Source organism: Alitiscatomonas aceti, assembly GCF_025567195.1.
Lineage (GTDB): Bacteria > Bacillota > Clostridia > Lachnospirales > Lachnospiraceae > Alitiscatomonas > Alitiscatomonas aceti.
Map to the genome: position 1 here is coordinate 130,783 of NZ_JAOQJF010000002.1, position 24,440 is coordinate 155,222.

At 51.0% G+C, this 24,440-nt stretch carries 25 protein-coding genes and 4 pseudogenes; 23 read left to right on the forward strand and 6 right to left on the reverse strand.

Translation table 11 applies throughout. The features are described 5' to 3' along the window. Positions 1-307 precede the first annotated feature (307 nt). The 5 genes from OCV69_RS01475 (at position 308) to OCV69_RS01495 (ending at position 6,065) form a co-directional block, all read left to right on the forward strand. The gene (locus OCV69_RS01475) at positions 308-1,615 is read left to right on the forward strand and encodes a CitMHS family transporter (protein WP_158357081.1); all 1,308 of its coding nucleotides are present in this window, start codon (positions 308-310) and stop codon (positions 1,613-1,615) included. Positions 1,616-1,778: 163 nt separating this feature from the next. Beyond that, a complete protein-coding gene (gene citD / locus OCV69_RS01480) occupies positions 1,779-2,078 on the forward strand; it encodes a citrate lyase acyl carrier protein (protein WP_158357082.1) in 300 nt (99 codons plus the stop codon). Continuing rightward, positions 2,078-2,977, forward strand: a complete 900-nt coding sequence (locus OCV69_RS01485) for an aldolase/citrate lyase family protein (protein WP_158357083.1) — start codon at positions 2,078-2,080, stop codon at positions 2,975-2,977. The genes citD and OCV69_RS01485 overlap by 1 nt, the downstream gene beginning before the upstream one ends. Before the next feature lies 1 nt (position 2,978). Beyond that, positions 2,979-4,538 (forward strand): citrate lyase subunit alpha, encoded by a 1,560-nt coding sequence (gene citF / locus OCV69_RS01490; protein ID WP_158357084.1) that lies wholly within the window; start codon positions 2,979-2,981, stop codon positions 4,536-4,538. 165 nt (positions 4,539-4,703) lie between these two features. Further along, positions 4,704-6,065, forward strand: a complete 1,362-nt coding sequence (locus OCV69_RS01495) for a CitMHS family transporter (RefSeq protein ID WP_158357085.1) — start codon at positions 4,704-4,706, stop codon at positions 6,063-6,065. A 393-nt stretch (positions 6,066-6,458) separates the two neighbouring features. On the opposite strand, the gene OCV69_RS16760 is transcribed toward OCV69_RS01495, so the two are convergent. From OCV69_RS16760 to OCV69_RS16770, 3 genes and pseudogenes are all read right to left on the reverse strand, one after another. Continuing rightward, on the reverse strand, positions 6,459-6,911 hold the full coding sequence (locus tag OCV69_RS16760; protein ID WP_262562921.1) for a transposase: 453 nt from the start codon (positions 6,909-6,911) through the stop codon (positions 6,459-6,461). A 163-nt stretch (positions 6,912-7,074) separates the two neighbouring features. Beyond that, positions 7,075-7,245 (reverse strand): hypothetical protein, encoded by a 171-nt coding sequence (locus OCV69_RS16765; RefSeq protein WP_262562922.1) that lies wholly within the window; start codon positions 7,243-7,245, stop codon positions 7,075-7,077. 70 nt (positions 7,246-7,315) lie between these two features. Next, positions 7,316-7,915: pseudogene (locus OCV69_RS16770) on the reverse strand (IS110 family transposase). A 258-nt stretch (positions 7,916-8,173) separates the two neighbouring features. Between OCV69_RS16770 and OCV69_RS01515 the strand changes: the two are divergent. The 6 genes and pseudogenes from OCV69_RS01515 to OCV69_RS01540 all read left to right on the forward strand — a co-directional run bounded on the left by OCV69_RS01515 (position 8,174) and on the right by OCV69_RS01540 (position 12,771). Continuing rightward, complete coding sequence (locus OCV69_RS01515; RefSeq protein WP_158357086.1) at positions 8,174-9,682, forward strand: N-acetylmuramoyl-L-alanine amidase family protein; 1,509 nt, start codon at positions 8,174-8,176, stop codon at positions 9,680-9,682. 25 nt (positions 9,683-9,707) lie between these two features. Next, a complete protein-coding gene (locus tag OCV69_RS01520) occupies positions 9,708-9,923 on the forward strand; it encodes a hypothetical protein (RefSeq protein WP_215653004.1) in 216 nt (71 codons plus the stop codon). Positions 9,924-10,313: 390 nt separating this feature from the next. Continuing rightward, positions 10,314-10,553 (forward strand): hypothetical protein, encoded by a 240-nt coding sequence (locus tag OCV69_RS01525; protein WP_158357087.1) that lies wholly within the window; start codon positions 10,314-10,316, stop codon positions 10,551-10,553. 228 nt (positions 10,554-10,781) lie between these two features. Then, a pseudogene (locus OCV69_RS01530) lies at positions 10,782-10,976 on the forward strand (DUF6017 domain-containing protein); the annotation flags it as partial. Further along, a pseudogene (locus OCV69_RS16925) lies at positions 10,972-11,377 on the forward strand (ArdC-like ssDNA-binding domain-containing protein); the annotation flags it as partial. The pseudogenes OCV69_RS01530 and OCV69_RS16925, both read left to right, overlap by 5 nt. A 167-nt stretch (positions 11,378-11,544) precedes the next feature. Further along, positions 11,545-12,771: an ATP-binding protein gene (locus tag OCV69_RS01540; protein WP_262562923.1), complete on the forward strand. Its 1,227-nt coding sequence runs from the start codon at positions 11,545-11,547 to the stop codon at positions 12,769-12,771. 317 nt (positions 12,772-13,088) lie between these two features. On the opposite strand, the gene OCV69_RS01545 is transcribed toward OCV69_RS01540, so the two are convergent. The 3 genes from OCV69_RS01545 to OCV69_RS01555 form a co-directional block, all read right to left on the reverse strand. Then, the gene (locus OCV69_RS01545; RefSeq protein WP_158357088.1) at positions 13,089-13,637 is read right to left on the reverse strand and encodes a hypothetical protein; all 549 of its coding nucleotides are present in this window, start codon (positions 13,635-13,637) and stop codon (positions 13,089-13,091) included. Between the two features lie 67 nt (positions 13,638-13,704). Next, positions 13,705-14,568 (reverse strand): hypothetical protein, encoded by an 864-nt coding sequence (locus OCV69_RS01550; protein ID WP_158357089.1) that lies wholly within the window; start codon positions 14,566-14,568, stop codon positions 13,705-13,707. A 17-nt stretch (positions 14,569-14,585) separates the two neighbouring features. Further along, a complete protein-coding gene (locus OCV69_RS01555) occupies positions 14,586-15,212 on the reverse strand; it encodes a hypothetical protein (RefSeq protein WP_158357090.1) in 627 nt (208 codons plus the stop codon). A 212-nt stretch (positions 15,213-15,424) separates the two neighbouring features. On the opposite strand from OCV69_RS01555, the gene OCV69_RS01560 reads away from it, so the two are divergent. The 12 genes and pseudogenes from OCV69_RS01560 (at position 15,425) to OCV69_RS16930 (ending at position 24,404) form a co-directional block, all read left to right on the forward strand. Next, positions 15,425-16,225, forward strand: a complete 801-nt coding sequence (locus OCV69_RS01560) for an EcsC family protein (protein WP_158357091.1) — start codon at positions 15,425-15,427, stop codon at positions 16,223-16,225. 60 nt (positions 16,226-16,285) lie between these two features. Then, positions 16,286-17,164, forward strand: coding sequence for a YicC/YloC family endoribonuclease (locus OCV69_RS01565; RefSeq protein WP_022272620.1), 879 nt, complete (start codon positions 16,286-16,288; stop codon positions 17,162-17,164). A 16-nt stretch (positions 17,165-17,180) separates the two neighbouring features. After that, positions 17,181-17,813, forward strand: a complete 633-nt coding sequence (gmk, locus tag OCV69_RS01570) for a guanylate kinase (protein WP_022272621.1) — start codon at positions 17,181-17,183, stop codon at positions 17,811-17,813. 105 nt (positions 17,814-17,918) lie between these two features. Continuing rightward, entirely contained in the window at positions 17,919-18,242 is a 324-nt protein-coding gene (gene rpoZ, locus OCV69_RS01575; protein WP_022272622.1) for a DNA-directed RNA polymerase subunit omega, read from the forward strand. Positions 18,243-18,320: 78 nt separating this feature from the next. Continuing rightward, complete coding sequence (rimO, locus tag OCV69_RS01580; RefSeq protein WP_158357092.1) at positions 18,321-19,658, forward strand: 30S ribosomal protein S12 methylthiotransferase RimO; 1,338 nt, start codon at positions 18,321-18,323, stop codon at positions 19,656-19,658. After that, positions 19,642-20,184, forward strand: coding sequence for a CDP-diacylglycerol--glycerol-3-phosphate 3-phosphatidyltransferase (gene pgsA / locus OCV69_RS01585; RefSeq protein ID WP_158357093.1), 543 nt, complete (start codon positions 19,642-19,644; stop codon positions 20,182-20,184). Before rimO ends, pgsA begins: the two co-directional genes overlap by 17 nt. Then, positions 20,184-20,921 carry a nicotinamide-nucleotide amidohydrolase family protein gene (locus OCV69_RS01590; protein ID WP_158357094.1) on the forward strand — a complete coding sequence of 246 codons (738 nt, stop codon included), beginning with the start codon at positions 20,184-20,186 and terminating at the stop codon, positions 20,919-20,921. The genes pgsA and OCV69_RS01590 overlap by 1 nt, the downstream gene beginning before the upstream one ends. Before the next feature lies 1 nt (position 20,922). Continuing rightward, complete coding sequence (locus OCV69_RS01595; RefSeq protein ID WP_158357095.1) at positions 20,923-21,240, forward strand: hypothetical protein; 318 nt, start codon at positions 20,923-20,925, stop codon at positions 21,238-21,240. 11 nt (positions 21,241-21,251) lie between these two features. Then, entirely contained in the window at positions 21,252-22,217 is a 966-nt protein-coding gene (locus tag OCV69_RS01600; RefSeq protein WP_158357096.1) for a DUF2953 domain-containing protein, read from the forward strand. 3 nt (positions 22,218-22,220) lie between these two features. Beyond that, the gene (locus tag OCV69_RS01605; protein WP_158357097.1) at positions 22,221-22,631 is read left to right on the forward strand and encodes a GerW family sporulation protein; all 411 of its coding nucleotides are present in this window, start codon (positions 22,221-22,223) and stop codon (positions 22,629-22,631) included. Between the two features lie 52 nt (positions 22,632-22,683). Next, entirely contained in the window at positions 22,684-22,824 is a 141-nt protein-coding gene (locus OCV69_RS01610) for a hypothetical protein (protein WP_022272630.1), read from the forward strand. Positions 22,825-22,876: 52 nt separating this feature from the next. Further along, a pseudogene (locus tag OCV69_RS16930) lies at positions 22,877-24,404 on the forward strand (DUF1538 domain-containing protein). The last annotated feature ends 36 nt before the right edge of the window (positions 24,405-24,440 follow it).

Here is a 24,440-nt window from a genome sequence, read left to right on the forward strand (position 1 = left end):
CCTCCATCCTCGTTTGATTCCCTTATCATACCATAACAGAAGGGGAAATTCCACTGTGGATTGCCTTTATGGAAGGACCCCCCTGGCCTGGATCCCATTTGGGTACGTATACTGTCTTTTGTATACGGGAAATTTAACAAAATCTGAACAGAAGAGCCTCCGTTGTGTTAAGAAGTTAGCATAATTCATAAATTATCCCATAAGATAAACCTTATAATTGGTATAATTGTATATATATTAGACGGAATGCTTAGGGGATGGTATGATGTTTCCATAAAAATACAAAGAAGCTAAAGGGGGAAATCCTATGAATCTCGCATTTTTAGGTTTTGCAATGATCATTGTGTTCATGGCGCTGATCATGGCAAAGAAACTGAGTCCGTTCACATCCCTGATCCTGGTGCCGGTGGCATTCGGACTGCTGGCCGGATACGGCTGGGATACCCTGGGCTACGCCATGGACGGCATCAAGAGCGTGGCCTCTACCTTCGCAATGATGACCTTCGCGATCTTATACTTCGGCGTCATGCTGACAGCCGGGATGTTCGATCCCATGGTGGACCATGTGGTCGCCTGGTGCAAGGGGGATCCTTTGAAGGTACTGGTGGGAACGGCCGTCCTGGCGGCCTTCGTTTCCTTAGACGGCGACGGCACCACCACGGTCATGATCTGCTGTACGGCTATGATCCCCATTTATAACCGGTTAAAGATCAAAAAGATCTACCTGGCTACCCTCATCATCTTACAGAACTGTATCATGAACCTGATCCCCTGGGGCGGTCCCACAGCCCGGGTCATGTCGGTCATGAAGCTGGATGCCGGAGAGATCCTGGCCCCGCTGGTACCGGGAATGGTGCTTTCAGCCATTTATGTGGTGGGCGTATCCTATTACCTGGGCCTTAAGGAGAGAAAGCGGCTGGGCGTTGCAAACGCCGCGGCCTCAGAGGTACATAAGGTGGAGGTATCCCCGGAGGAGCAGGAGTGGAAGCGTCCGAAGCTGATCCTTTTTAACCTGGCTCTGACCGCCGCTGTCATCGTATCCCTTATCATGGGCCTGGCTTCCTCTGCCATCCTCTTCGGCGTGGGAACGGCCATCGCCCTGGTGGTGAACTATCCCGACCAGAAGGTCCAGAGAAAGGTTATCAGCTCCCTGGCTCCTGATATGATCAACGTGGTCATGATGGTCCTGGGCGCAGGCGTGCTCATGGGCATCTTAAACGGTCCCGAGGACGCGGGCATGTCAAACGCCATCGCCCAGTTCTTAGTGTCCGTGATCCCCGAATCCCTGGGTCGGTATTTTGCGGTGATCATCGCCGCCATCAGCGCGCCGGGCACCTACCTTTTAAACAACGACGCCTTCTACTACGGCGTTCTTCCGCCCCTGGCGGCAACGGCAGAGGCCTACGGGTTCACCAGCCTCCAGATCGGCTTTGCGGCCCTCATGGGACAGGCCTTCCATTTCTTAAGTCCGCTGGTACCCTTTATCTACCTGCTCATGGACCAGACCGAGATCACCCTGGCCCAGTACCAGGGCTATATCTTCAGATGGTGCGTGGGGATCTTTGTGATCTTCATGGCCATGGGGCTGGCCCTGGGATATCTTCCGGTTTTATAATACCTTTCCTTAACGGGACGCTGCGGTCTGCGGCGTCCTGTTCTGGCAGAAGGGCATAAGAAACGCCCTATATATCACATAAAGATATATATATTGGATAAAAAATACCGGAAATGGTATAGTGAGTATAGAAAAAATGACCGAATGAGAAGGAGGGGATCAGATGGAGATCTTAAAAACAGCCATGGCCGGGACCCTGGAGTCCAGCGATGCCCAGGTGACCGTGGAGCCGGGAGACAACGGCATCGAGCTGATGATCGAGAGCAGCGTGATCCATCAGTATGGGAGACAGATCCGCGCGGTGGCTCTGGAGACCTTAGAACGGCTGGATGTGAAAAACGCCAGGGTGACGATCTTTGACAAGGGTGCCCTGGACTGTACCTTAAAGGCCAGAGTGGAATGCGCCGTTTACCGCAGCAACGGCGTCAGTGAAAATCTTCCGTGGGGAGGTGTGATCCGGTAATGCATCCAAATAAAAAACGATTAAGACGTTCCATGATGTTTTTGAACTGCCAGAAGCCGGGCCTTATCAAGGACCCCTATATTTATAAGCCGGATTCCATCATGCTGGATCTGGAGGACGCGGTGGCGGAGAACCAGAAGGATGCGGCCAGGTATTCCCTGTTCCACGCCTTGCAGGAGATCGACTACCATGGCGTAGAACGGGTGGTGCGGATCAACGGCCTGGACACGCCTCACTGGAAGGAGGATATCCGGGTCTGCGTGGCCGGAGGGGCTGACACCATCCGGATCGCAAAGACCGAGACGGCCCAGGATGTGAGGACCGTGGAGGAGCATGTGCTGGCGGCTGAGCGGGAGTTTGGACGGCCCGAGGGCAGCACTCTTTTAATGGCGGCCCTGGAATCCTGCAAGGGCGTTTTAAATGCCCTGGAGGTGTGCCAGTCCTCAGACCGGCTCATCGGCATCGCCCTTTCCGGCGGCGACTACACAAAGGACCTTCAGACCACCATCACCGGCACCGGCGTGGAGCTCATGGGAGCCAGACAGCATATGATCATGGCGGCCCGGGCGGCAGGCGTCCAGTGCTGGGATACGGTGTTCACCAACCTGGACGACATGGAGGGCTTTGAAAAGGAGACCCGTATGATCAAGCTCATGGGCTTCGATGGAAAATCCCTGGTGAACCCCCGTCAGATCGCCGTGGTACATAAGGTGTTCACCCCTGCTGAAAAGGAGATCGTGTTTGCCGAAAAGGTGGTGCGGGAGATCGACGACAAGAAGGCAAAGGGCATCGGTGTATTTACCGTGGATGGAAAGATGATCGACATCGCCTTCTACGACGGAGCAAAGAGAACGCTGGCCATGGCCAAGGCGGCCGGCGTGTATAAGGGGGAGCTGTAATATGATCAATGCTGTTGGAAGAGAGATCCCCGGGGAGATCTTAAAAAAGACCGGCAAGGAACCCTTTCAGGGAGCCTATGCCTATGACAATCATGAATATAAAAAAGCGGCTCCCACCGTCCGCGCGCTCTGCGACCCGGGCCGGAGCAAAATGGTGGAAAATATCCGTGAGGCTCTGGTAAAATGCGGCATCCGGGACGGGATGACCCTTTCCTTCCATCACCATTTCCGTGAGGGAGATTATGTGGTCAACATGGTCATGGAGGAGATCCACAAAATGGGGATCAGGGACCTGACCATCTGCGCCAGCTCTCTGGGCAAGGCCAACGACCCCATCGTGCCCTACATCGAGGACGGCACCATCACCGGGATCCAGTCCTCCGGCGTCCGCGGAAAGATCGGAGAGGCCATCTCCACCGGGCGTTTAAGGGACCTGGCCATCATGCGCTCCCACGGCGGAAGGGTCCGCGCGGTGGAATCCGGCGAGGTCCATATCGACATCGCCTTCATCGGGGCCCCCACCTGCGATGAATACGGAAACATGCGGGCCAACGGCGGAAAGAGTGACTGCGGCGTATTATCCTACGCCATGGTGGATGCGGAATATGCCGACAAGGTGGTGGCCCTCACCGACTGCCTGGTCCCCTTCCCCAACGTTCCCGCCAGCATCTCCATGGTCCATGTGGACTATGTGTGCGTGGTGGACGAGATCGGAAATCCAGCAAAGATCGCCACTGGAGCGGCAAAGCCCACCACCGATGTGAGAAAGATCATGATGGCGGACTACTGCACCCAGTTTGTGATCCACACACCGTATTTTAAAGAGGGCTTTTCCTACCAGACCGGCGTGGGCGGAGCCTCCATCGCCTCCACCATTTCCCTGGGAAAGATCATGGAGGAGCGGGGGATCCACATGGGCCTGGGCCTGGGAGGCATCACCACCCCCATGTGTGAGCTTCTGGAAAAGGGCCTGATCAAAAAGATCGTGGATACCCAGGATTTCGATCTGGGAGCCATCGAGTCCATTAAGAGGAACCCGGACCACATTGAGATCTCCGCCTCGGAGTATGCCAACCCGTTCAATAAGGGAGCCTTCGTCAACAAGCTGGATTTCGTGATCCTGGCTTCCCTGGAGGTGGACGTGGACTTTAACTGCAACGTGGTGGTGGGCTCCGACGGCATGATCACAGGGGCCCAGGGCGGTCATCCGGATACGGCGGCCGGCGCAAAATGCACCATCGTCATCGCGCCGCTCCTGCAGGGACGGATCCCGGCCATCTGCACCCGTGTGACTACGGTGACGACTCCCGGCGAGACCGTGGACGTGGTCATCACCGATTACGGCATTGCCATCAACCCCAGACGGCAGGACCTGATCGAATGTATGAAGGACGTGGACCTTCCATTCTGCACCATTGAAGAGCTGCGGGATAAGGCCTACGCCATGGTGGGAGAACCGGATCCGGTGCAGTTTGATGACCGGATCGTGGGCGTCATCGAGGCCCGGGACGGCACCATCATCGACGTGGTCCGCCAGATCAAGGAATACGAGTTCTCATAACCCCTTTTCATAAATACAGATCCCGGCCAGGCCGGGAAAGGCAGACGGTCCGGAGGCACTGTCAGTTTCCGGGCCGTTTTGCCGCCTGAAATGCTAAGAAAGTGTGAAACTTTCATGGAAATATACAAAGAAAACGCAAAATAAGCTTCAAAGGAGAGAAAAAGTATGTCGGGTACCCTTGTAGGAATCCTTGGATTCGCCTGTATCGTCGCCATCGTGGTGACACTGTTCAAAAGTAAGACCCTGCCCAGCATTGCCTTCATCGTTTTTCCGATGATCCTGGCTCTTGTGCTGGTCCTGGGAAAATATTATACCTGGGAGGACATTGCATCCCTCATTAAGAGCGGCTTTTCCAGCACCGGTCCCACAGCGGCCCTGTTCGTGTTCAGTGTCCTGTATTTCGGTATCATGACCGACGCCGGGATGTTCGACGTGATCATCGGGAAGCTGATGCTTCTGGTGAAGGACAGCGTGGTGGGCGTCTGTATCATGACCTGCATCATCGCACTCATCGGCCATCTGGACGGCGGCGGCGCTTCCACCTTCTGTATCGTGGTCCCGGCCATGCTGCCAGTCTATAAAAGGATGCATATGCGTCCCACTACCATGCTGCGGATCGCGGTGCTTTCCATGGGCGTACTGAACCTGATGCCCTGGGCTGGTCCCACCATGCGGGCGGCCACAGTCCTGGGCATCGAGGCCGGAGCCTTATGGCGCACCATCATGCCGATCCAGGCCTGCGGGATCATCCTGGCTCTGGCCGTGGCCGTTGTCAACGGCATCATTGAAAAGAAGCGGGGAGCCGGATTAAACGGGCTCCTGGCCCAGACTGAGGGCCAGGCAGCAGTGAGCCCGGCAGAAGCAGCGGCAGCGGAAGCCGCCAGCGAGCTGGCCCGTCCCAGATTGTTCTTTTTTAACGTGTTCCTTACCATTGCGGTCATTGCCCTTCTGATCCTGGACATCTTCCCCAGCTACGTTCCCTTTATGATGGGCGTGGCCCTGGCGATCCTGGTAAATTATCCGGGGGCGAAAATGCAGAAGAAGATCATCAATCTCCACGCCGGTCCGGCCCTTATGATGTGCTCCACCCTCATGGGAGCAGCCGTTCTCATGGGCGTTCTTGTAAAGAACGTGGAGGGCACAGAAAGCGTCATCACCTGTATGTCCGGCCTGATCAGCGGCTTTTTACCGGCTGTGCTGGGACGCCACCTGCCGCTGGTGATCGGTATTTTAAGCGTGCCTCTGGCCCTGGCCTTCGATACGGACAGCTATTTCTACGGAATGCTTCCGGTAATGATCGGGATCGGAGAGGGTTTCGGCATCGCCGCCACTCCCATTGCCGTTGCCATGGTGGTGTGCAGAAACTGCGCCACCTTCATCAGCCCCATGGTTCCCGCCACCCTTCTGGGCGTTGGCCTGGCAGACGTGGACATCAAGGACCATATCAAGAACAGCTTTTTATGGGTATGGGGCTTCAGCTTTATCTGCATGATCGTTGCCGTCCTGTTCGGGATCATGCCCTTATAATTGAAAATCTTAGAAAGAAAAACGCCGTTTCCCTGCGGGCTGATCACAGCCCCGTGGGGGACGGCGTTTTTTGCGCTGTAAAAGTGCTACGTCAGCTTTGAGCATTTCTCCCGCAGTAAATACCGTTTTTCTATTATCATGCCAGAAGATGCGTATAGATGCAGAAAACAAAAAACTGATACTTTTACTGTATCACATTTTATTATTAAAAACAAAAAAAGAAATTGACAAAATCACAAATAAATAATAAAATTATTAAAAATAAACTGATTTTAATTTTGGGGCATTCTGGTGATATGTCAAGAGATATTTAAAAAGATTTTGATGGGTTTTTCCTAAAAAAGGGCGCACTTCACCATCGCTTAAAAATCAGTTCTTGAAAAATGAGCGTTATTAAGATTCCGTATTTAATTCGGCGTCCAGCTTTTCGCCGGTGTACAGTTGGTTCTTGACCAGCAATCCAAAAACAAGTCGTACAAATTTACGAGATGTAAGCGCGAGTGCTCTTTTGTGCTGATGTTTGGTTACCTCAGCATACTTTCTGGCATAAAAATCAGCGTATTTAGGGATGTGCTTCCTGACGCTGTTCGCCGCTTCGCCAAGATAGTAGCGAAGATAGGGATTTCCGGCTTTCGACATTTGGTTGTCTTCAGAAACGAAATCCCCGGAGTCCCCCTTGGGCCAGTAAAGCCCGGCATATTTGGCAAGGGCATCGGACGAATGAAACGCTGTTATATCGCCTATTTCTGATAGTATCCCGGATGCCCATACCGGACCTATTCCAGGTATGGATTGAAGGATAATCAAGGCGTTAGGGTTCATCCCATTGATGAATGGCCTGTTCAATCAGCTTAATTTCTTTCTGATAGGCATGGATGCAGTTAAACGAGCTTGCCAGTGAAACGTTCGGCGGTTCGTACATGCACTTGTCTAAGCGGTAGGAATCCCTGGCTGCCTTCCGCAGAAGTTCGGAAGTTTTGGATATGTCAGAGATACGGTTCCTGCTCTTTTATGCAAGGAAGGTAAGCAGCTCATCCTCCGGCATATCGATGATCTCCTGTGGGGACAGGAACTCCGTCAGGACTGTTGAGGACGCAGTACCGTAGAGATTGCCAAAGGGCCTGTCATCCCCTTTAAGGATCTGAAACTCACTGAGCTTCAGATAAAGATTAGAGACCATATAGGCTTCCCCCTCTCCCTGGCGATACACTCAGAAAGGTGCGTACGGTGCCTTGTAAGGCGTTTCATGGCTACAAATTGCCCGCCGCGCCAGGCTCCAGCTTTTTGGTATGGCCTACCCTGGCAAAGTCCGCAATGAGGTATGCATCTGCAGGATCGGTCTTTTCCATTCCGATATAGGACTTGCGGTAATTCGCAGTAGTCTTTGGGTTGACACAGAAGACATAAGGCTTTTAGGGCATGAGAACCTCGCTGGTCGACAGGAAGTTTGAAATATGCACGCTGTATACAGAAGTAGATTCCAGCACGATAAGAAGCGTATCCAGATTTTTATGCTTGTGCATACACTCCGCAATCATATTCACAAGCTTGTCGGCGCCCGGCTGATTATTGCCAAATGACGAAGAGAGGTATTTGTTTTCCTCAAAGTCCATGGCATAGACAGCGTTGGTCTTTGAACTTACATCAATACCAACAAACAAGGTGGACATATAGTTGATCTTTAACATGATATCACCTCCATTCCGATGTAGATTTTTGAAGCCTGAAGCAAAAGGTTTATCCTGTGCTGCATACGGTGACCGAAACCTCGCGCAATGAGCATAGTCAGCCTTTCTTGCTGGGGCTAACGGCTGGGGATGAAAATTCTGTGTCATCGGAATGTGCCACATGTGCCAGGCTGAATGCTTGAAAAGCAGTCTCGGACTAAGTCAGCTGAAAGGAGGGACAGCAGTGCCTTCGGACATCAGACTTTACCTGATATCATACCACAGGATCTACCTATATTGAAATGTAACTTATCAACTGTATAAATGGGAATTGGGATGAGGGGAATTCCTCTTAGATGTCTTTACCATTTATACACAAAAAAGAATACATCTGTAAGCTGTCTTTCTTGCTTACAAACTTATTATACGAGGAGGTAAAGTATGAAAAGAGTTATAAGAATAGCTATTGTTTGTATTGCAGCGAGTTGCACGATAAGCGCGATGGGGGCAATTCGTATCCCTAACACAGATATAGAAATTAATGAAATAGTTACATCATCTACACCACAGGCATTAATCAAAGCAGCAAATGCAGAAGGTACATGGAAAAAAGACGAGATTGGATGGTGGTGGGAGTACCCAGACGGGACTTTTGCAAAAAACACCTGGGAGTACATTGAAAATCATTGGTATTATTTTAATCATGATGGATATATGTATGTAGGATGGAGATATATCAATAACAATTGGTATTATTTGAATCCTGGTGATATTAGTGAACTTCCTTTTGGTGCAATGGCGACAGGATGGCAAAGTATTCATAGTGCCAATTATGGAAAAAGTTTTGATTATTATTTAGGGCCAGATGGGAATCTCCTTGATAGTCCATCTGAACGTTTTATTTCCTATGGACATGACTATACATTGGACGGAGATGTTAAGGAAATTAATACTATGGCTAGAGCAGAAGAAGTTGCTGATATATTAACAAATTTATATGGACTTAAGGGTGATTTGCGAACTAATAAAGTTGCATCTGATGTATTTAATATAGATGGCAATATTCCAGATGGAAAAACGTATTTAAATACTGGATTGTTTGTCCATAACGGTCATGGTGGACAGGGATGTGCCATTTTCCGTTCCCATACAGCACTTTCTGGACGGTTGACTGGAGTAGATGCGAATGATTATTCTTGCACCAAAATTGAAGGGAATGATATGAATAATTGTAAGATTGCTTTATTTTTCAGTTGCTCTACGGGGGTTCCAGGGACAGATGAAAATGGCAATCCAGGAAAAGGTGATTTGTTATCTATTTGCCAGGATGCGGGCGTTCTTGGAGTGTTTGGCTTTACAAATCCTGTTCTCCATGATTCAGATAATGTATTTGGACCGGCATTGGTTAGAGAACTGGGAAGAGGCGCGACTTTAACGGAGGCTGCTGTGGTTGCACAAGAGTCAGTGCCATTATATGATGCTTGTCGGAATTACAGAATCCTTGGTGGAGATACTAAATTTATTATTTCAAATGAGGATCAAAAAACAAATACTAGTATGGAATTTTTAGATGAAGATATGTATATGCTGTATGATTCTAAGTATGGCTATGATAGCTTTGTAAAAGTAATTGATGGAATAATGACATCCGATTATTATGTTACTAATGCAAGGGGGGATGTTATTTTTTCAAGAAATAAAATTATGAAAGATTCCGTGGATTCTATTGTCAGCAGTATAAATTCAATGGAAAACATAAAGAAATATTCTATAAATAAAGACTTCGAAGATGGATTTGATGTGTATGAAAAAATTGATGGAGAGACAAGGCTCTTAAGAATTGTTTATTCAGAAACAATTAATAATGATATTGTTACACTTGAAGCTTTTGTTACAGACTTACAGACAGGAGAAAGTATTCCGTACAGTAAGATTTTGGAAAGCTATTAATTTGAACAAAAGCGAGGAAACAGAAATGAAAAAAATAACCGCATGCTTATGTATTATTGCTGTTACGATGTTTTTTGGCTTTTTTCTGTTTTATCCATGGAGTGAGAAGGTTTATGAGGATGGAGGAACGACCATATATTCCAGCCTTACATATGAACTGATCATATGGAGAACCATCGGCGGGAAAGATGATATTGAGTTTTATCTATTCCCTGAAAACCTGAAAAACCATGTGGTGTAGGGACAGAAAGAAAAGAAAGTGCACCTGTAAGGGAGGGGGACATAGACTTGCGCATTTATCTTTATACATTCATTTTGACGTTTGTTTTTTCTTTTTTCCTGTTTTTTCCGTGGAATAAGAAAATTTACGAAGAGGAGAGGATGGTCACCTATTCCAGTCTTTCTTACAAGATCATAATATGGAAGGGGCGGGATGAGCGTAACAGGTTTGAATTTTATCCATTCCCGGAAAATCTGAAAAACAGCCTGGAGCTGCTGGCAGATCCATAGACAGCAGAAGGAACGCATTCTTATCTGATAAAATAGGGTTAATAAAGGAACAGCGATGGAAATGGATGGCTTTTAGTGGAGACTGGAGGCGGAAGATCAGACACACGGAAAGGAGAACGGTATGAGAGACAGGACAGAGAAGATGATCGGCGGAGTAAGCGTACTGCTGCTGTTATTTATGGTTACACGATGGAAACTTTTTGAATACGCTGCGCTGATCCTCTGGATCGTACATCTGGGCTCCTATTTACGCAGGGAACGGAAGGCCAATCTTGTGACCATCTGGTACGCAGTCCTCGGAGCGGCGCTTATTGGTCTGTTTATATGGGATATCCTATATTATAATAAAGTTCTTCAATGATCCATGAAGGGTGAAAGGCCTGAAGCAGGCTTTTCACCCTTACTTTTGTATAAATTCCGTTTGAGAAATGATTGTGAAGATTTCAAATTTGATAAACAGTATCTTGAAGGTAAGTATGGCGCAGATCCATATCTTAGAAGAAATTATAGATTTGGGAAAGGTTGACGCCTAAGAAAGCCGGAACAGAACCGTGGAGAAAAGCCTGCGCAGGAAAAACCAACGCAATTCATCGAGTATGAACACCTTTGCCAGTACGCCAAGGGGATTGACTGGAATATGCTGGACGAGATCGTGACCTTGCTGACAGAAACCGTATGCAGCGTCCGGAAGACCATCCGCATTGCCGGGGACGATTACCCCGCGGAGCTGGTGAAATCTAGGCTGATGAAACTGGACAGCACTCACATTGAGTTTGTCTTTGACCAATAAAGAACGGATGAAAGACATTACCGGCAGCATAGAACGAGGGATTGAAAAGTACAGCGTAAACAATACCATGCTAATCTATATGCAGAAGCCAAATGCTGCTTTGATGGCTGGCATCAACAGGTGGAGAGATCGGTTTGGACACAACGTAATGGAAGGCGGAAAAGGCATCAAAATTATTGCTCCCACGCCCTTCAAAAAGAAAATCGAAGAGGAAAAGCGTGACACCGATACGAACCTGCCGCAGCTCGCCTCCGACCTGTCGGGCAATGCACAGAATTATGAGGTCTTTATGGAGGCTCTGCGGCGTTCTGCACCGGTTCCCATTGAGATCATCCCCTATCCGTGACAGCTCAGACGGGTATTTCTCTTTGGATAAGCAGAAAATTGTTTTCCAATCGACGGGGGTGCTTTCAGTCAACCGTGGGAAAAATATTCCGCCAGTCATCGGCTTTTTCAGCGTTCACAAAAAAGGTAAAAACCATAATGTGTATATTCTCTTGATTATACGGATATATTATGATAAAATATGATTTATCATAGATTATCGTAAAATAGGAGGTGCATGATGGAATATATTACACGAGAACTGGAACGGAAGTTTCTAAAACTCAATGATTTTTTCAAGGTGATCCTTGTGACCGGTGCAAGACAGGTGGGAAAAACCACCATGCTGAAGCACTTAGCCGACAGCGGCAGAACCTATGTTACGATGGACAATGCGATGGCAAGAGAATTGGCGGAGAGCGACCCGGTGCTGTTCTTCCAGACCTATAAGCCGCCGATTCTCATTGATGAAGTACAGAAAGCCCCGGAGCTTTTTGAGCAGATCAAGGTGATTTGCGATGAAAGCGATGAAAAAGGCCTTATTTGGCTGACCGGTTCCCAACAGTACAAAATGATGGAGCGAGTGCGTGAAACACTTGCCGGAAGAATCGGGATACTGGAGCTGTATAGCCTTTCCGCAAGAGAAAAAGCCGGAATGGTCTTTGATACCGATTTGGATTTTTCACTTGCTACCCTGCAGGCAAGACAGCGTAAACTTCCCAAAAATGACGTGCTTCAAGTGTTCAATCACATTTGGGAGGGCGGTATGCCGCAGGTGCAGGGCGTGGATAACGAGCTGCGGCAGGAATATTTCAACTCGTATATTGACACTTATCTGATGCGGGACGTGGCTGAGGCTGGAGGTATTACAGATACTGTGCGGTTCCATAAGTTCCTTGTGGGGTGTGCTTCCCTTGTATCGGAACAGGTCAATTACGCAACGCTGGCTGAATCTGCCGATATTGCACCGAGTACCGCAAAGGAATGGCTGAAAGTGCTGGTAGGGCTTCACATCGTCTATCTGCTTGCACCGTATTTCAACAATGAATTGAAGCGGCTCAGCAAAACCCCGAAGCTGTATTTCTGCGATACCGGATTGTGTGCGTATCTCTCTATGTGGCTGACGCCGGATACGCTGCGTAATGGTGCTGCAAGCGGTCATTACTACGAGAACTATGTTGTGATGGAGCTTGTTAAGAATTATGCTTATGCAAAATCTAAAGTGAACCTCACCTATTTTCGGGACTCCAATGCCAAAGAGATCGATGTGTTTGTGGAAGAAAATAATGTCATTCATCCGTTGGAGATTAAAAAGAGTGCCTCACCTGACCGCCGTGAAGTCAAAAAATACAGCGTAATCGACAAGGCATCTTTGAACCGTGGAAATGGCGGAATTATTTGTATGTGCGAGGAGCCGATCCCGATTGATACAGATAACTGCTTTATCCCCAGCAATCTCATCTAAGGAACGGTATGAACGCAGAAATCGGTGAAAGTCGGCGATTCTGATAAATGGCAATATGAACAGTATCACATGATTTTTTCTGAAAATTTATACGAAATGGATCGCACTTTTCACCATACAATGCAAAAGGCTGCAAAGCACTCGGACAAACGGATGCGTTGCGGTCTTTATTTTATGATATTCTCCTGCTCAGGTCTGATGTTCTTCAGAAAATCTGAGTGTGGGACCTGCGGTCTGGCAAATCCTGCATTAATTTAAAGAAGGAAACGTTCCTCCCCAGGCGCAGATAGCGTTTTTCAGTCTTATATCCGATCGATTCATGAAATCCACGAATTCCCAAAAATGAAATAAAAAGCACAAAATACCGCAGAGATCCCCAGGAGAATGCCGTGCCACAGGCCGGACCGTTTCCATGCTTTCTCCTCCTCTGGGCTTAAGACCCCGGTTCCCCATTCGCCTTTAAACATACGCTGCCGCTTATGCCTTGAAACATACCAGCATAACCAGACCGCATACCCGGCCGCTGCCATCAAAAGGGTGATCAGGACAGCTCTGAGAAACGCTGTTATGGGGCAGATCACAGCCAGGAGGCCGGTGAAAAGGAGAAGAAGGATCGGGATATCTGCCGCAACGTATGCAAATTTCCCAAACAGGTCGCGGTACAGGACCTTTGCCTGCTGTGCCTGTTTTATATCTTTGTCATAGGCTTCCTGGGACAATCCCGCGGCCAGACACTTGACGGACAGGTATCCAATGAACAGGATCCAGAACAGATCCGCGACCCCATCAAAGGTCACTATTTTCAGAACGACAAACGCACAGCCAAGCAGAGATACAAGCAGGTTTTTCGGACTGACTAATTTCATGGAAGCACCTCCTCATAACTTCATATTCCGGTTTTGCTTAGGCGATGGTCTTATAAAGGTGAAGCGATCATTGGGGTTTTATCTGAAGAATACCATCCGAGAGCACCAGCTCGCCGGACTCAATGAGCGCATCCTCCTGATAAGCCCTTTTTTCAGCAATAAGAGAATCCTCCTGTACAGTAAGGACATAATCAAAATTCCCCCGGTCCGAAAGATCATAACCGGTGCCTTCCGCATAGTCATAGACCAGGATCTGGTCGTTGACGATTCCTGAGCCAATACTCAAGGTGGAGCAAAGCTCTGGTTTGCCGTCTCCGGTGAGATCACAGAAATAAACGCTCCAGATGGGCATTCCATTATAGAGAGGGGTAATTTCGCTTCCCTTCACAGCTTCCAGCTGCTCTGCGCTCCAGCGAAAGGTGGTTTCTGGAAATTCCTCCAGATCATACTCTCTGACATCATCCCAGACCATTTCGTCTCCATGGAGACAGTCAAACCATTTGACTGGCCGGCCCGGCTCTGGAGCTTTGCTGCTTTCAGATGCGGATATTTCTTCATGGCTTATCACCACCTCCCCGTCCTCATCCAGACGGTAGATCTGGAACACGATCCCGATTTCCGGAACTTCTCCTTTTTTAAAGGAATCCGGATTAAAGAGGACACGGATCCCATCGCCGGGAGCCAGACCTTCGGGGATGGATACGCTGTCATAGCCGGTCAGGTCAAGGATCAGGGTCTCTGCCTCCAGCACGCCCCTGGGGGCATGGGAGTCTCCGGCCTTTATGGACCGGACCGTGATGGACGTTTCATCTGCGGAAATCACCTCAGCGTTCATATAAGAGTCCCTGACCTCGCAGGCGGTGAGAAAAACAGCCAGGAAAAGCGGCAGCAGGTATATTGAGATCGTAAATCGGTCATTTCTTCCTTTCATAGAGTTCCACCTCCTGTTTATCTTAAAGGCGTCTGGCTAAAAGAAACGGTAATACAAAAGACCCGGTCATATCCATAGCCTTCTGCCCTGGACGGGTCGTGGAAAAAGTCCAGGTCCAGGGTCTCTATGGTGCCTCCGGAATCCAGGATCTGGAGGATCACAGGAATCTCTTCTTCCGGGATAATATCCGCAGGCTGCTCCAGCTGTCTGGTAACACAGGCGGACGGGGCGGAGGACTCTTCGGCGCTTTCAAACGGCTCCCATTGGCTCACGCTGTTTTTTTCATTAATCTGTATGCCGGTCCGGATCCCATCGGGGATATTTTCAAATCCGAGAAACAAGAGCCCCTGGCTGCCGGACAGGGGAGTGCTGTTGGATGTGAACCGGTCCCATTGTCCGTTTTTCAGCTCATACGTGGTGACCGTAACCTGCCGGATGGTCTCATTCACGGTGAAGTCAAATAAACGGGACGAACCTACGGGAGCCAGCAGGTCTGCCAGCGCTTTTTCCTTGTGGGAAAGCTCGGCTTTTGTGAGTTTCATGGATCCTGCCGTCTCCTGTTTCCCGCAGGCGGAAAGAAGGACCGCCGACAGTATGAGGAGAGAAATGGTCATGATATGGAATATACGTTTTTTAAGCTTCATAGGCCCCTCCTTTTCTGTTTTCGTTTCGTGTCTGGTATCTTCTTGTTTCCAGTGAGATCAAGCGGACCTCAGAGCGGTTTTTCAAGGATTTCTTTGATTTCATTATACCAGAAGGGCAAAAGAAAAGTCTGACATTTTTCTTACACCTGTTTTAATTTTCTTCTGTTTCTGCTATAATCCGTAGAAAACAGCCGCAGGAGGTGGAAGAGAGCATGAAATTCATAAAAAAATCTCCAGTGACCCTGGAGCTGGAGAAAATCGAAAAGGAAGAGAAACGGCTGGAGCAAAGGGCTTTGTCCCGTACAGAGCCCGGCTGGAAGGAGGCGCTGACGGCCAGGATCCCTCCAAAGATGTCGGAAAACCTTCAGAAGGCGTTCTGCATGGCCTTCCGGACGATTTTTGAAAAGGGGAATCCTCTGATCGAAAAGACCTACCGGAGGGACGAACTGGAAAAGGATTTTAAGGTCCGGGATTTTTCCCTGGATTTAAAGGAAAGCCGGAAGGAGTACAAAAAGCTCCGGACCGAGGCTGCCAGAAGGAATTTGAAAAACCAGGCTGTCAGCGCGGCGGAGGGCCTGGGGCTGGGGCTTTTAGGCGTGGGCCTGCCGGACATCGCCATATTTACGGCCATGCTTTTAAGGGGTGTTTATGAGACGGCGCTGTATTTTGGATTTTCCTATGATACGCCGGAGGAACGGTTTTTTATCTTATGTCTCCTGGAGGCTTCTGTCAGCCGGGGGGAGCAGTGGGCCGAGAACAACGCACGGGTGGACAGGCTGATCTATACGCTGGTTCAGAAGAAAGAACTGACCGTATCCGAAGAGGATCTGGAGGCACAGATCCAGGCGGCGGGAAACGCCTTTGCCATAGACATGCTGGCCGCCAAATTTATCCAGGGCCTTCCGGTGGTGGGAGCCTTCGGCGGCCTTTCCAATCCGGTCTGCTGGAAGCAGGTCATGACCTATGTGCAGTTAAAATATAGGAAGCGGTATCTCATGGGCAAAACTGGTTGACTACCTTTTCCATTTGCCTTATAATGATTTTATCTATGTGAAAGCGAGGCATGGTTGAAAATGATAAAAAGCATGACCGGTTTCGGCCGGTGCGAGGCTGTGACGGATGAATGTAAGATATCTGTTGAGATCAAGGCAGTGAACCACCGCTATCTGGACCTGAGCATCAAAATGCCCAAGAAATTCAACTATTTCGAGGCGGCGATGCGGACCCTCTTAAAGGATTATATCCAGAGGGGCAAGGTCGATGTGTTTATTACCTACGAGGATTATACGGAGGACCAGGTTTCCTTAAAATATAACAGCACACTGGCCGCCGAATATATGAAAAACTTTGAAAAGATGGCAGAGCAGTTCGGTCTGGAGGACGATGTGACCGTTTCCATGCTCTCCCGGTGCCCGGAGGTCCTTACCATGGAGCAGGTGCCGGAGGACGAGGAGCACATGTGGGCCATGCTTCAGGAGGTCCTGAAGGGAGCCGCTGAAAACTTTGTGGAGACAAGGCTCAGAGAGGGAGAGAACCTGAAGAACGACCTGATCGGAAAGCTGGACCATATGCTGTCTATGGTGGACTTTATCGAGGAGCGTTCCCCGAAGATCCTGGAGGAATACCGGCAGCGGCTGGGAGACAAGGTACGGGAGCTTCTCCAGAACTCCACCATCGACGAGTCCAGGATCCTCACAGAGGTGACGGTCTTTGCCGATAAGATCTGTGTGGACGAGGAGACGGTCCGCTTAAGGAGCCATATCGAGGGAATGAAGAAGGAGCTTCTGGCCGGCGGCAGCGTGGGGAGGAAGCTGGATTTTATTGCCCAGGAGATGAACCGGGAATCCAATACGATCCTGTCCAAATCCAATGATCTGGAGATCTCAGACCAGGGGATCCTTTTAAAGACAGAGATCGAAAAAGTAAGAGAGCAGATTCAGAACATTGAATAATACTGGAGTGATGACTATGAAACGACAAGGGATGCTGGCCGTTGTCTCGGGCTTTTCCGGGGCAGGCAAGGGAACGGTCATGAAGGCGCTGTTGGAGAAATACGATAATTATGCGCTTTCCATTTCTGCCACCACGAGAGCTCCCCGTCCCGGAGAGCAGGACGGACGGGAATATTTCTTTATGACCGACGGGCAGTTTGAGGAGCTGATCCAGAACGACCGCCTCATCGAGCACGCCCGGTATGTGAACCATTATTACGGGACTCCCAGATCCTATGTGGAATCCAAAATGGCCGAGGGGAAGGACGTGATCCTTGAGATCGAGATCCAGGGTGCGCTGAATGTGAAAAGGCAGTACCCGGACGCCATCCTGATCTTCGTGGTGCCGCCCACAGCCGCAGAGCTGAAGCGGAGGCTGGTGAGCCGCGGAACAGAGACGGAGGAAGTGATCGCCAGCCGTTTAAAACGGGCTCTGGAGGAATCCGAGGAAATGGAGTCCTATGATTACATCCTGGTGAACGACACCGTGGACCAGTGCGTGGAGGAGCTCCACCATCTGATCCAGTCCCAGCACTTAAAGGCCGGAAACAGCAGAACGCTGATGGACCGGATAAAAACAGAGCTGCATGAACTGGCGGAAAGCCTCTGATCCATGGCGGATCCGGGCCTCAGCCGGTAATATATAGAAGCAGGGAGCAGCTGCCGGAGGAAAAGGCGGCTGTTAAAGAACGCAGAACGCGAAAGGAGACCTTTTATGTTACATCCATCTTATACAGACCTGATCGAGGCAGTAAACAGCGGCGTGGAGCCGGGTGAGCAGCCGGTGGTCCAGAGCCGTTATTCCATCGTGATCGCGGCAGCCAAGCGCGCCAGACAGCTGATCGCCGGAGCCGATCCCTTAGTGGCCGGAGCAGCGAGAAAGAAGCCGCTTTCCACAGCCGTACAGGAATTATACGAGCAGAAGGTGACGATCCTTCCCGAAGAGGAGGAGCTGCCGGAGGAGGCTTCTCTGACAGAGAACGATGAAGCAGAGTGCGGTGCCAAAGACGCCGCAGAAGAGGCTGAAAAGGAAGAATAAGAGGAACAAAGGGGGGAGAACAGCTCTAGGGATTTACTGCTGGCTTCCCCTTTTTTTCAAAAGAAAGGAAAAACTGGAATGAATCTGCTTTTCATATCACTGGGCTGTGATAAAAACCTGGTGGATACGGAAAAAATGCTCGGGATCCTGGGCGGAGAGGGATACAGCTTTGTGGACGATGAATCGGATGCCGATGTGATCGTCGTCAACACATGCTGCTTCATCGGGGATGCCAAGGAAGAGAGCGTCAACACCATCCTGGAGATGGCAGAGCTTAAAAAGAGCGGCCGTCTGAAGGCCCTGATCGTCACCGGATGCCTGGCGGAGCGGTATAAAAACGAGATTACCGAGGAGATCCCGGAGGTGGATGCCGTTTTAGGCACCACATCCTATGAGGAGATCGCCGGAGCCATAAGAGAGGCTTTAAAGGGTGAAAAAACACTGGTATTTAAGGACATCGACGCACCGGTGGGCAAGGAAACGAAGCGGCTGGTGACCACCGGCGGCCACTACGCATTTTTAAAGATCGCTGAGGGCTGCGATAAGCGGTGCACCTACTGCATCATTCCTTATTTAAGGGGAAGATACAGGAGCGTTCCCATAGAGCAGCTGGAAAAGGAGGCCAGGGAGCTGGCGGACCAGGGGGTAAAGGAACTGATCCTGGTGGCCCAGGAGACCACCCTTTACGGAAAGGACCTGTACGGGGAAAAGAAGCTTCCGGAGCTTTTAAGGCGGCTTTCTTCGATTCCGGGGATCCAGTGGATCCGTCTCCAGTACTGTTATCCCGAGGAGATCACCGACGAGCTGATCGAGACCATAAAGAATGAAGAGAAGGTCTGCCACTATCTGGATATTCCTATCCAGCACGCCAGTGACGCCATTCTTAAGCGCATGGGACGGCGGACCAGCAATAAGGAGATCCGGGAGCTGGTGGCAAAGCTCCGCCGGGAGATCCCGGATATCGCTCTGCGAACCACCTTTATTTCCGGCTTCCCGGGGGAGACGGAGGAGGACCATGAGACCCTCATGGAGTTTGTGGACGATATGGAGTTTGACCGCCTGGGCGTCTTCGCTTACTCTCCGGAGGAGGATACCCCGGCCTATTCCTTTAAGGACCAGGTACCCGATGAGGTGAAGGAGGACCGGAGGGCGGAGATCATGGAGCTTCAGCAGGACATTGCTTTTGAAAAGTCCGAGTCCATGAAGGGAAACGTTCTGGAAGTGATGATCGAGGGAAAGGTGGCCGACGAAAACGCCTATGTGGGCCGCACCTATATGGACAGCCCAGGCGTGGACGGGCTGATCTTTGTGAACACAGGGCTTTCCCTGATGTCCGGGGACTTTGTACGGGTCCGGGTCACAGGCGCTCTGGAATACGATCTGATTGGGGAGGTTGAAGATGAATTTACCGAATAAACTGACGATCCTGCGGGTGATCATGATCCCGTTCTTTGTGCTGGCCCTTTTATATAACGGCGGCGAAAACCAGACCCTGCGGTACGTGGCCGCGGCGATCTTCATCATTGCCAGCTTAACCGATATGCTGGACGGAAAGATCGCAAGGAAATACAATCTGGTGACCAACTTTGGAAAATTTATGGACCCTCTGGCCGATAAGCTGCTGGTATGCTCGGCCTTGATCTGCCTGGTGGAGCTTAAGGAGCTCCCGGCCTGGATGGTCATTGTGATCATCAGCCGGGAATTCATCATCAGCGGCTTCCGTCTGGTGGCCTCCGACAACGGGGTGGTCATTGCCGCCAGCTACTGGGGAAAGTTTAAGACCACCTTCCAGATGATCGCAGTGGTCCTTCTGATCGTTGGGATCCCGGCCCTGTCCATGGTGACAACGGCTGTGGTATGGATCGCCCTGATCCTGACTGTGATCTCTCTGGTGGATTATATTGCGAAAAACGTGAATGTTCTGAAAGAAGGGAAAATGTAATGATCAGAACAGAAAAGGGCTATGGACAGATCTTTAAGATCTATGGAGTCAGCGAGACCGAAGTAAAAGACGCCTTAAAGGAGATCCTGAACCAGGGAAGCACCGTCCCGGTCTATACAAGACGGCGGGGCAAGGAGGTCCATGTGCTGGCAGAAACGGCGGAGACTGATGAAGAACGGGCAAAGGAGCTTCTAAGGCCCGTATCCCGTTCCATAAAAAAAGCCCTGGGAGATATGTACTATACCACCAGGGAAAACGAGACCATGGAGGAAGCCGTGGTCCGTCTCCTGGTGAAAAACAAGCTGACAGTGACCACGGTGGAATCCTGCACCGGCGGTATGATTGCGTCGAAGATCGTCAATGTGGCCGGAGCCTCCGAGGTCTTTAACCAGGGCTTCGTCACCTACTCCAATAAGGCCAAGCGGAAAATGGTGGGAGTGGGAAAAAATACGCTGAAAAAATACGGGGCTGTAAGTGAGCCCACGGCCAGGGAAATGGCGGCCGGAGGAGCAGAGGAGGCCGATGCGGAGGCCGCTGTGGCAGTGACCGGGATCGCAGGCCCAGACGGCGGCACCGATGAAAAGCCCGTGGGCCTGGTCTATATTGCCTGCTGTCTGAACGGCGACGTGACGGTGGAGGAGTGCCATTTCCACGGCTCCAGAACAGAAATACGGGAACAGTCAGCCATGGAGGCCCTGGATCTTCTGCGGCGCTGTATCCTGAAATACTGCGGCTAGGATGCGGTTTTATGAACGGCTGTATGTGGGGGATGAGGCGAAGAAACGGCGGTATTCCATCATCCAGGCAGTGAGAGAAGGGAAAAAAACAGGATACTGGATCCTGACCCTTCCCTCCAATGGGAAAAACCTTCTGGACCTTTATCCCGCCATGGCCCTGGCACAGCCATATTATAAGGAAAAAGATATGCTGATCCTGGGGATCGCCGCCGACCACGACGATGCGGTCCGGCTTTCTGCCAGGATCGTCAACCAGGTATACCAGAAGACCGGAGGCTTTGACGTTGCCGGTTTTCTCCTGGGAAATCTGAAAGAGTAGGGGAGTCTGGAATGCTCCATGTGTTATTGTTCATACTGAAGATCCTGGGGATCATCCTGCTTGCAGTCCTGGGGCTGATCCTGGCGGGTGTCCTCCTGGCCCTCTTTGTTCCGGTGCGGTACCGGGCGGATGGAAGCTTTTATAAGATCTCCAGAGGCGAGGCCTGTATTTCCTGGCTGTTCCGTACCTTCCGGGTCACGGCCTCCTGGGAGGAGAAGCTGGTGGTGACGGTGAAGATCTTATGGCTCCAGCCGTTCCAGGAGACCCTCTGGGAAAGGGAGCCGGAGACGGAGGATACGGGAAATGAGGATCCCTGGGCAGGGATGGACGACTGCTTTCCGCCATACGGGCCGGAGGGGGAGATGTCTGGGGCCGGCGGTTCCCAGGAGGATCCGGTCATCGGTCCGGGGGCCGGACAGGAGGAAGCCGGCATACCTGTGGACCAGGAGCCGGAAATGGTCCATATGGCCGAGCTTCTGGGAGCAGGGGAGGAGAGTCCCGATCGTCTGCCGCAGCAGACCGGGATGGAGGAAGCAGAAAAACGCCCGTCCCGCCTGGAACGGTTAAAAAACGCGGCAGCGCGTATGAGAGAGCGGTTCCACTCTGCAAAGATGAAATACCGGAAGCTTAAGAGGACCCTCGCGGATGAGGAAAACAAAAAGACCTTCCGGCTGGTACGGCGGCAGATCGTCCGGCTGATCCGCCATCTGCTTCCACAGACCCTTAAGGGAACCCTGCGGTTCGGGTTTGAGGATCCCAGCTATACGGGCCAGGTACTGGCGGCGGTCAGTCCCTTTTACGGCGTTTACGCCAGAAGCTTCACGCTGATCCCGGAATTTGAGGAAAAGATCCTGGAGGGAGAAGTCCATATCCGGGGGCGGATCCGCGCAGCCACAGTCCTGTGGACCGCCGGCCGTGTATTCTTAAACAAAAATTTCCGCAGGCTGCTGCGGGGAAGAGGCAGGAGAAAGGAGTAAGAAATGGCAGAAAATCAGTTTCCTTCAACGGTGGACGCGCTTTTGAAGGGTATGGATAATTTTATTACGACAAAGACCGTGGTGGGAGAGCCGTTAAAGGTGGAGGATGCCGTCATCATACCCTTGATGGACGTGTCCTGCGGCATGGGAGCCGGCTCCTATGTCCAGAATTCCAAAGCCAATACCGGCGGCGGCATGGGAGCCAGGATGTCCCCCAGCGCCATCCTGGTGATCCAGAACGGAATGACCCGGCTTGTGAACATCCGGCACCAGGACGCCATGACAAAGGCTCTGGATATGGTGCCGGATCTGGTAAACCGCTTTGTGGGCGGAAAGGATATTTCCCCGGAGGCCATGGAAAAGGCGGAGGATATGAAAGCGGGTTATGAAGCGGAGGCAAAAGAAGAAAAATAGGAAGTCCGGCTGCATATGATGTACCAGAACGTCTTTTCCAATGGAGGCTGGTATGAAACGATTGTGCGGCCTTATGATCTTCTGCACCGGCGTCGGCATGACCTGGGTACTGATCCTCCCCAAATCCTTTGTGATGGTGGTCATTGCCATTTCGCTTCTGATCCTGGGTTATAATCTGTTCTGTTGTTCATAAGACGGAACGGATCTGTAAGAAAGGAAAGAAAACGTTGAGTGAACAGTCTGGAATCAGAAAAAAATTAAAAGAAAAGTGGAAAGAGGCGGCCCAGGCGGTGTTTCCCATCATCGGCATCGTCCTGCTCCTCTGCTTTACCATTGCGCCCATTTCTCCCAGCGTCCTCCTGTGCTTTCTCATGGGAGCAGTGCTGATCCTGGTGGGCATGATGTTCTTTACCCTGGGCGCGGAAATGTCTATGACGCCCATGGGCGAGCGCATTGGCACCTGCCTGACCAGGAGCCGGAACCTGCCGGTGATCGTGGCAGTGGCATTCCTTCTGGGGTTTATCGTCACCATTTCAGAACCGGATCTCCAGGTTCTGGCGGGCCAGGTGCCGGGCGGTGCCCAATATGACGCTGATCCTGTCGGTGGCCTGCGGGGTTGGGGCCTTTCTGGTGATCGCCCTCCTGCGTATGCTGTTTTCCATGGCCCTTCCGCCGCTCCTGGTGGTCTGCTACGCCGTGGTATTTGTCCTGGCGGCCTTTGTGCCAAAGGATTTTTTAAGCGTGGCCTTTGATTCCGGCGGCGTTACCACCGGTCCCATGACCGTGCCGTTCATCATGGCCCTGGGCGTGGGCGTATCGGCCATCCGAAGCGACCGCCATGCGGCCGACGACAGCTTCGGCCTGGTGGCCCTGTGCTCGGTGGGGCCGATCCTGGCCGTGATGATCCTGGGCATGATCTACAATCCCCAGAATGCCGCCTACACAGCGCCGGTGATCCAGGAGTTTGGCGATTCCAGGGAAATGGGACTCATGTTCCTTCTGAACTTCCCTTTATATATGAAGGAGATCGCCATGGCCCTTCTCCCCATCTTCCTGTTTTTCATGATTTTTCAGATATTCCTGTTAAAACTGGCGAAACGGAAGGTGAAAAAGATCCTGGTGGGCTTTGTTTATACCTACCTGGGATTGGTACTGTTCCTTACCGGTGCCAACGCGGGCTTCATGCCGGCGGGAAATTATCTGGGCCAGGTTCTGGCCGGTTTCCGTTTTACATGGATCCTGGTGCCCATCGCCATGGTCATCGGATATTTCATCGTCAAGGCAGAGCCGGCCGTATACGTTTTAAATAAGCAGGTGGAGGAGATCACCGACGGGGCCATCTCGGCCGGAGCCATGGGCGCCGGGCTTTCTGTGGGCGTGGCCGTGTCCCTGGGACTGGCCATGATCCGCGTGATCACAGGAATCTCCATTCTCTGGTTTTTGATCCCGGGCTATGCGGTGGCCCTTGGAATTTCCTTCTTTGTTCCAAAAATCTACACGGCCATTGCCTTTGACTCCGGCGGCGTGGCATCGGGACCCATGACGGCGGCCTTCCTGCTGCCCCTGGCCCAGGGAGCCTGTACGGCGTTGGGAGGAAATATCGTAACGGATGCCTTCGGCGTTGTGGCCATGGTTGCCATGACGCCCCTGATCACCATTCAGATCATGGGGCTCTATGCAAGGATCACAGAACGGAAGCAGAGGAAGGCTTCTGCCGGAACTGGCGTCCTGGCTTTTGACGGCATCGATGACAATGCGGTCATCGAGCTGTAACTGGGAAACAGAGGGCTTTGGAGGTCCATGCAGGAT

Coding starts and splice junctions, on each gene's coding strand:
- OCV69_RS01475 (WP_158357081.1), top strand. CDS start 308: ATGAATCTCGCATTTTTAGGTTTTGCAATGATCATTGTGTTCATGGCG.
- citD (WP_158357082.1), top strand. CDS start 1,779: ATGGAGATCTTAAAAACAGCCATGGCCGGGACCCTGGAGTCCAGCGAT.
- OCV69_RS01485 (WP_158357083.1), top strand. CDS start 2,078: ATGCATCCAAATAAAAAACGATTAAGACGTTCCATGATGTTTTTGAAC.
- citF (WP_158357084.1), top strand. CDS start 2,979: ATGATCAATGCTGTTGGAAGAGAGATCCCCGGGGAGATCTTAAAAAAG.
- OCV69_RS01495 (WP_158357085.1), top strand. CDS start 4,704: ATGTCGGGTACCCTTGTAGGAATCCTTGGATTCGCCTGTATCGTCGCC.
- OCV69_RS16765 (WP_262562922.1), bottom strand. CDS start 7,245: ATGGTCTCTAATCTTTATCTGAAGCTCAGTGAGTTTCAGATCCTTAAA.
- OCV69_RS01515 (WP_158357086.1), top strand. CDS start 8,174: ATGAAAAGAGTTATAAGAATAGCTATTGTTTGTATTGCAGCGAGTTGC.
- OCV69_RS01520 (WP_215653004.1), top strand. CDS start 9,708: ATGAAAAAAATAACCGCATGCTTATGTATTATTGCTGTTACGATGTTT.
- OCV69_RS01525 (WP_158357087.1), top strand. CDS start 10,314: ATGAGAGACAGGACAGAGAAGATGATCGGCGGAGTAAGCGTACTGCTG.
- OCV69_RS01540 (WP_262562923.1), top strand. CDS start 11,545: ATGATGGAATATATTACACGAGAACTGGAACGGAAGTTTCTAAAACTC.
- OCV69_RS01545 (WP_158357088.1), bottom strand. CDS start 13,637: ATGAAATTAGTCAGTCCGAAAAACCTGCTTGTATCTCTGCTTGGCTGT.
- OCV69_RS01550 (WP_158357089.1), bottom strand. CDS start 14,568: ATGAAAGGAAGAAATGACCGATTTACGATCTCAATATACCTGCTGCCG.
- OCV69_RS01555 (WP_158357090.1), bottom strand. CDS start 15,212: ATGAAGCTTAAAAAACGTATATTCCATATCATGACCATTTCTCTCCTC.
- OCV69_RS01560 (WP_158357091.1), top strand. CDS start 15,425: ATGAAATTCATAAAAAAATCTCCAGTGACCCTGGAGCTGGAGAAAATC.
- OCV69_RS01565 (WP_022272620.1), top strand. CDS start 16,286: ATGATAAAAAGCATGACCGGTTTCGGCCGGTGCGAGGCTGTGACGGAT.
- gmk (WP_022272621.1), top strand. CDS start 17,181: ATGAAACGACAAGGGATGCTGGCCGTTGTCTCGGGCTTTTCCGGGGCA.
- rpoZ (WP_022272622.1), top strand. CDS start 17,919: ATGTTACATCCATCTTATACAGACCTGATCGAGGCAGTAAACAGCGGC.
- rimO (WP_158357092.1), top strand. CDS start 18,321: ATGAATCTGCTTTTCATATCACTGGGCTGTGATAAAAACCTGGTGGAT.
- pgsA (WP_158357093.1), top strand. CDS start 19,642: ATGAATTTACCGAATAAACTGACGATCCTGCGGGTGATCATGATCCCG.
- OCV69_RS01590 (WP_158357094.1), top strand. CDS start 20,184: ATGATCAGAACAGAAAAGGGCTATGGACAGATCTTTAAGATCTATGGA.
- OCV69_RS01595 (WP_158357095.1), top strand. CDS start 20,923: ATGCGGTTTTATGAACGGCTGTATGTGGGGGATGAGGCGAAGAAACGG.
- OCV69_RS01600 (WP_158357096.1), top strand. CDS start 21,252: ATGCTCCATGTGTTATTGTTCATACTGAAGATCCTGGGGATCATCCTG.
- OCV69_RS01605 (WP_158357097.1), top strand. CDS start 22,221: ATGGCAGAAAATCAGTTTCCTTCAACGGTGGACGCGCTTTTGAAGGGT.
- OCV69_RS01610 (WP_022272630.1), top strand. CDS start 22,684: ATGAAACGATTGTGCGGCCTTATGATCTTCTGCACCGGCGTCGGCATG.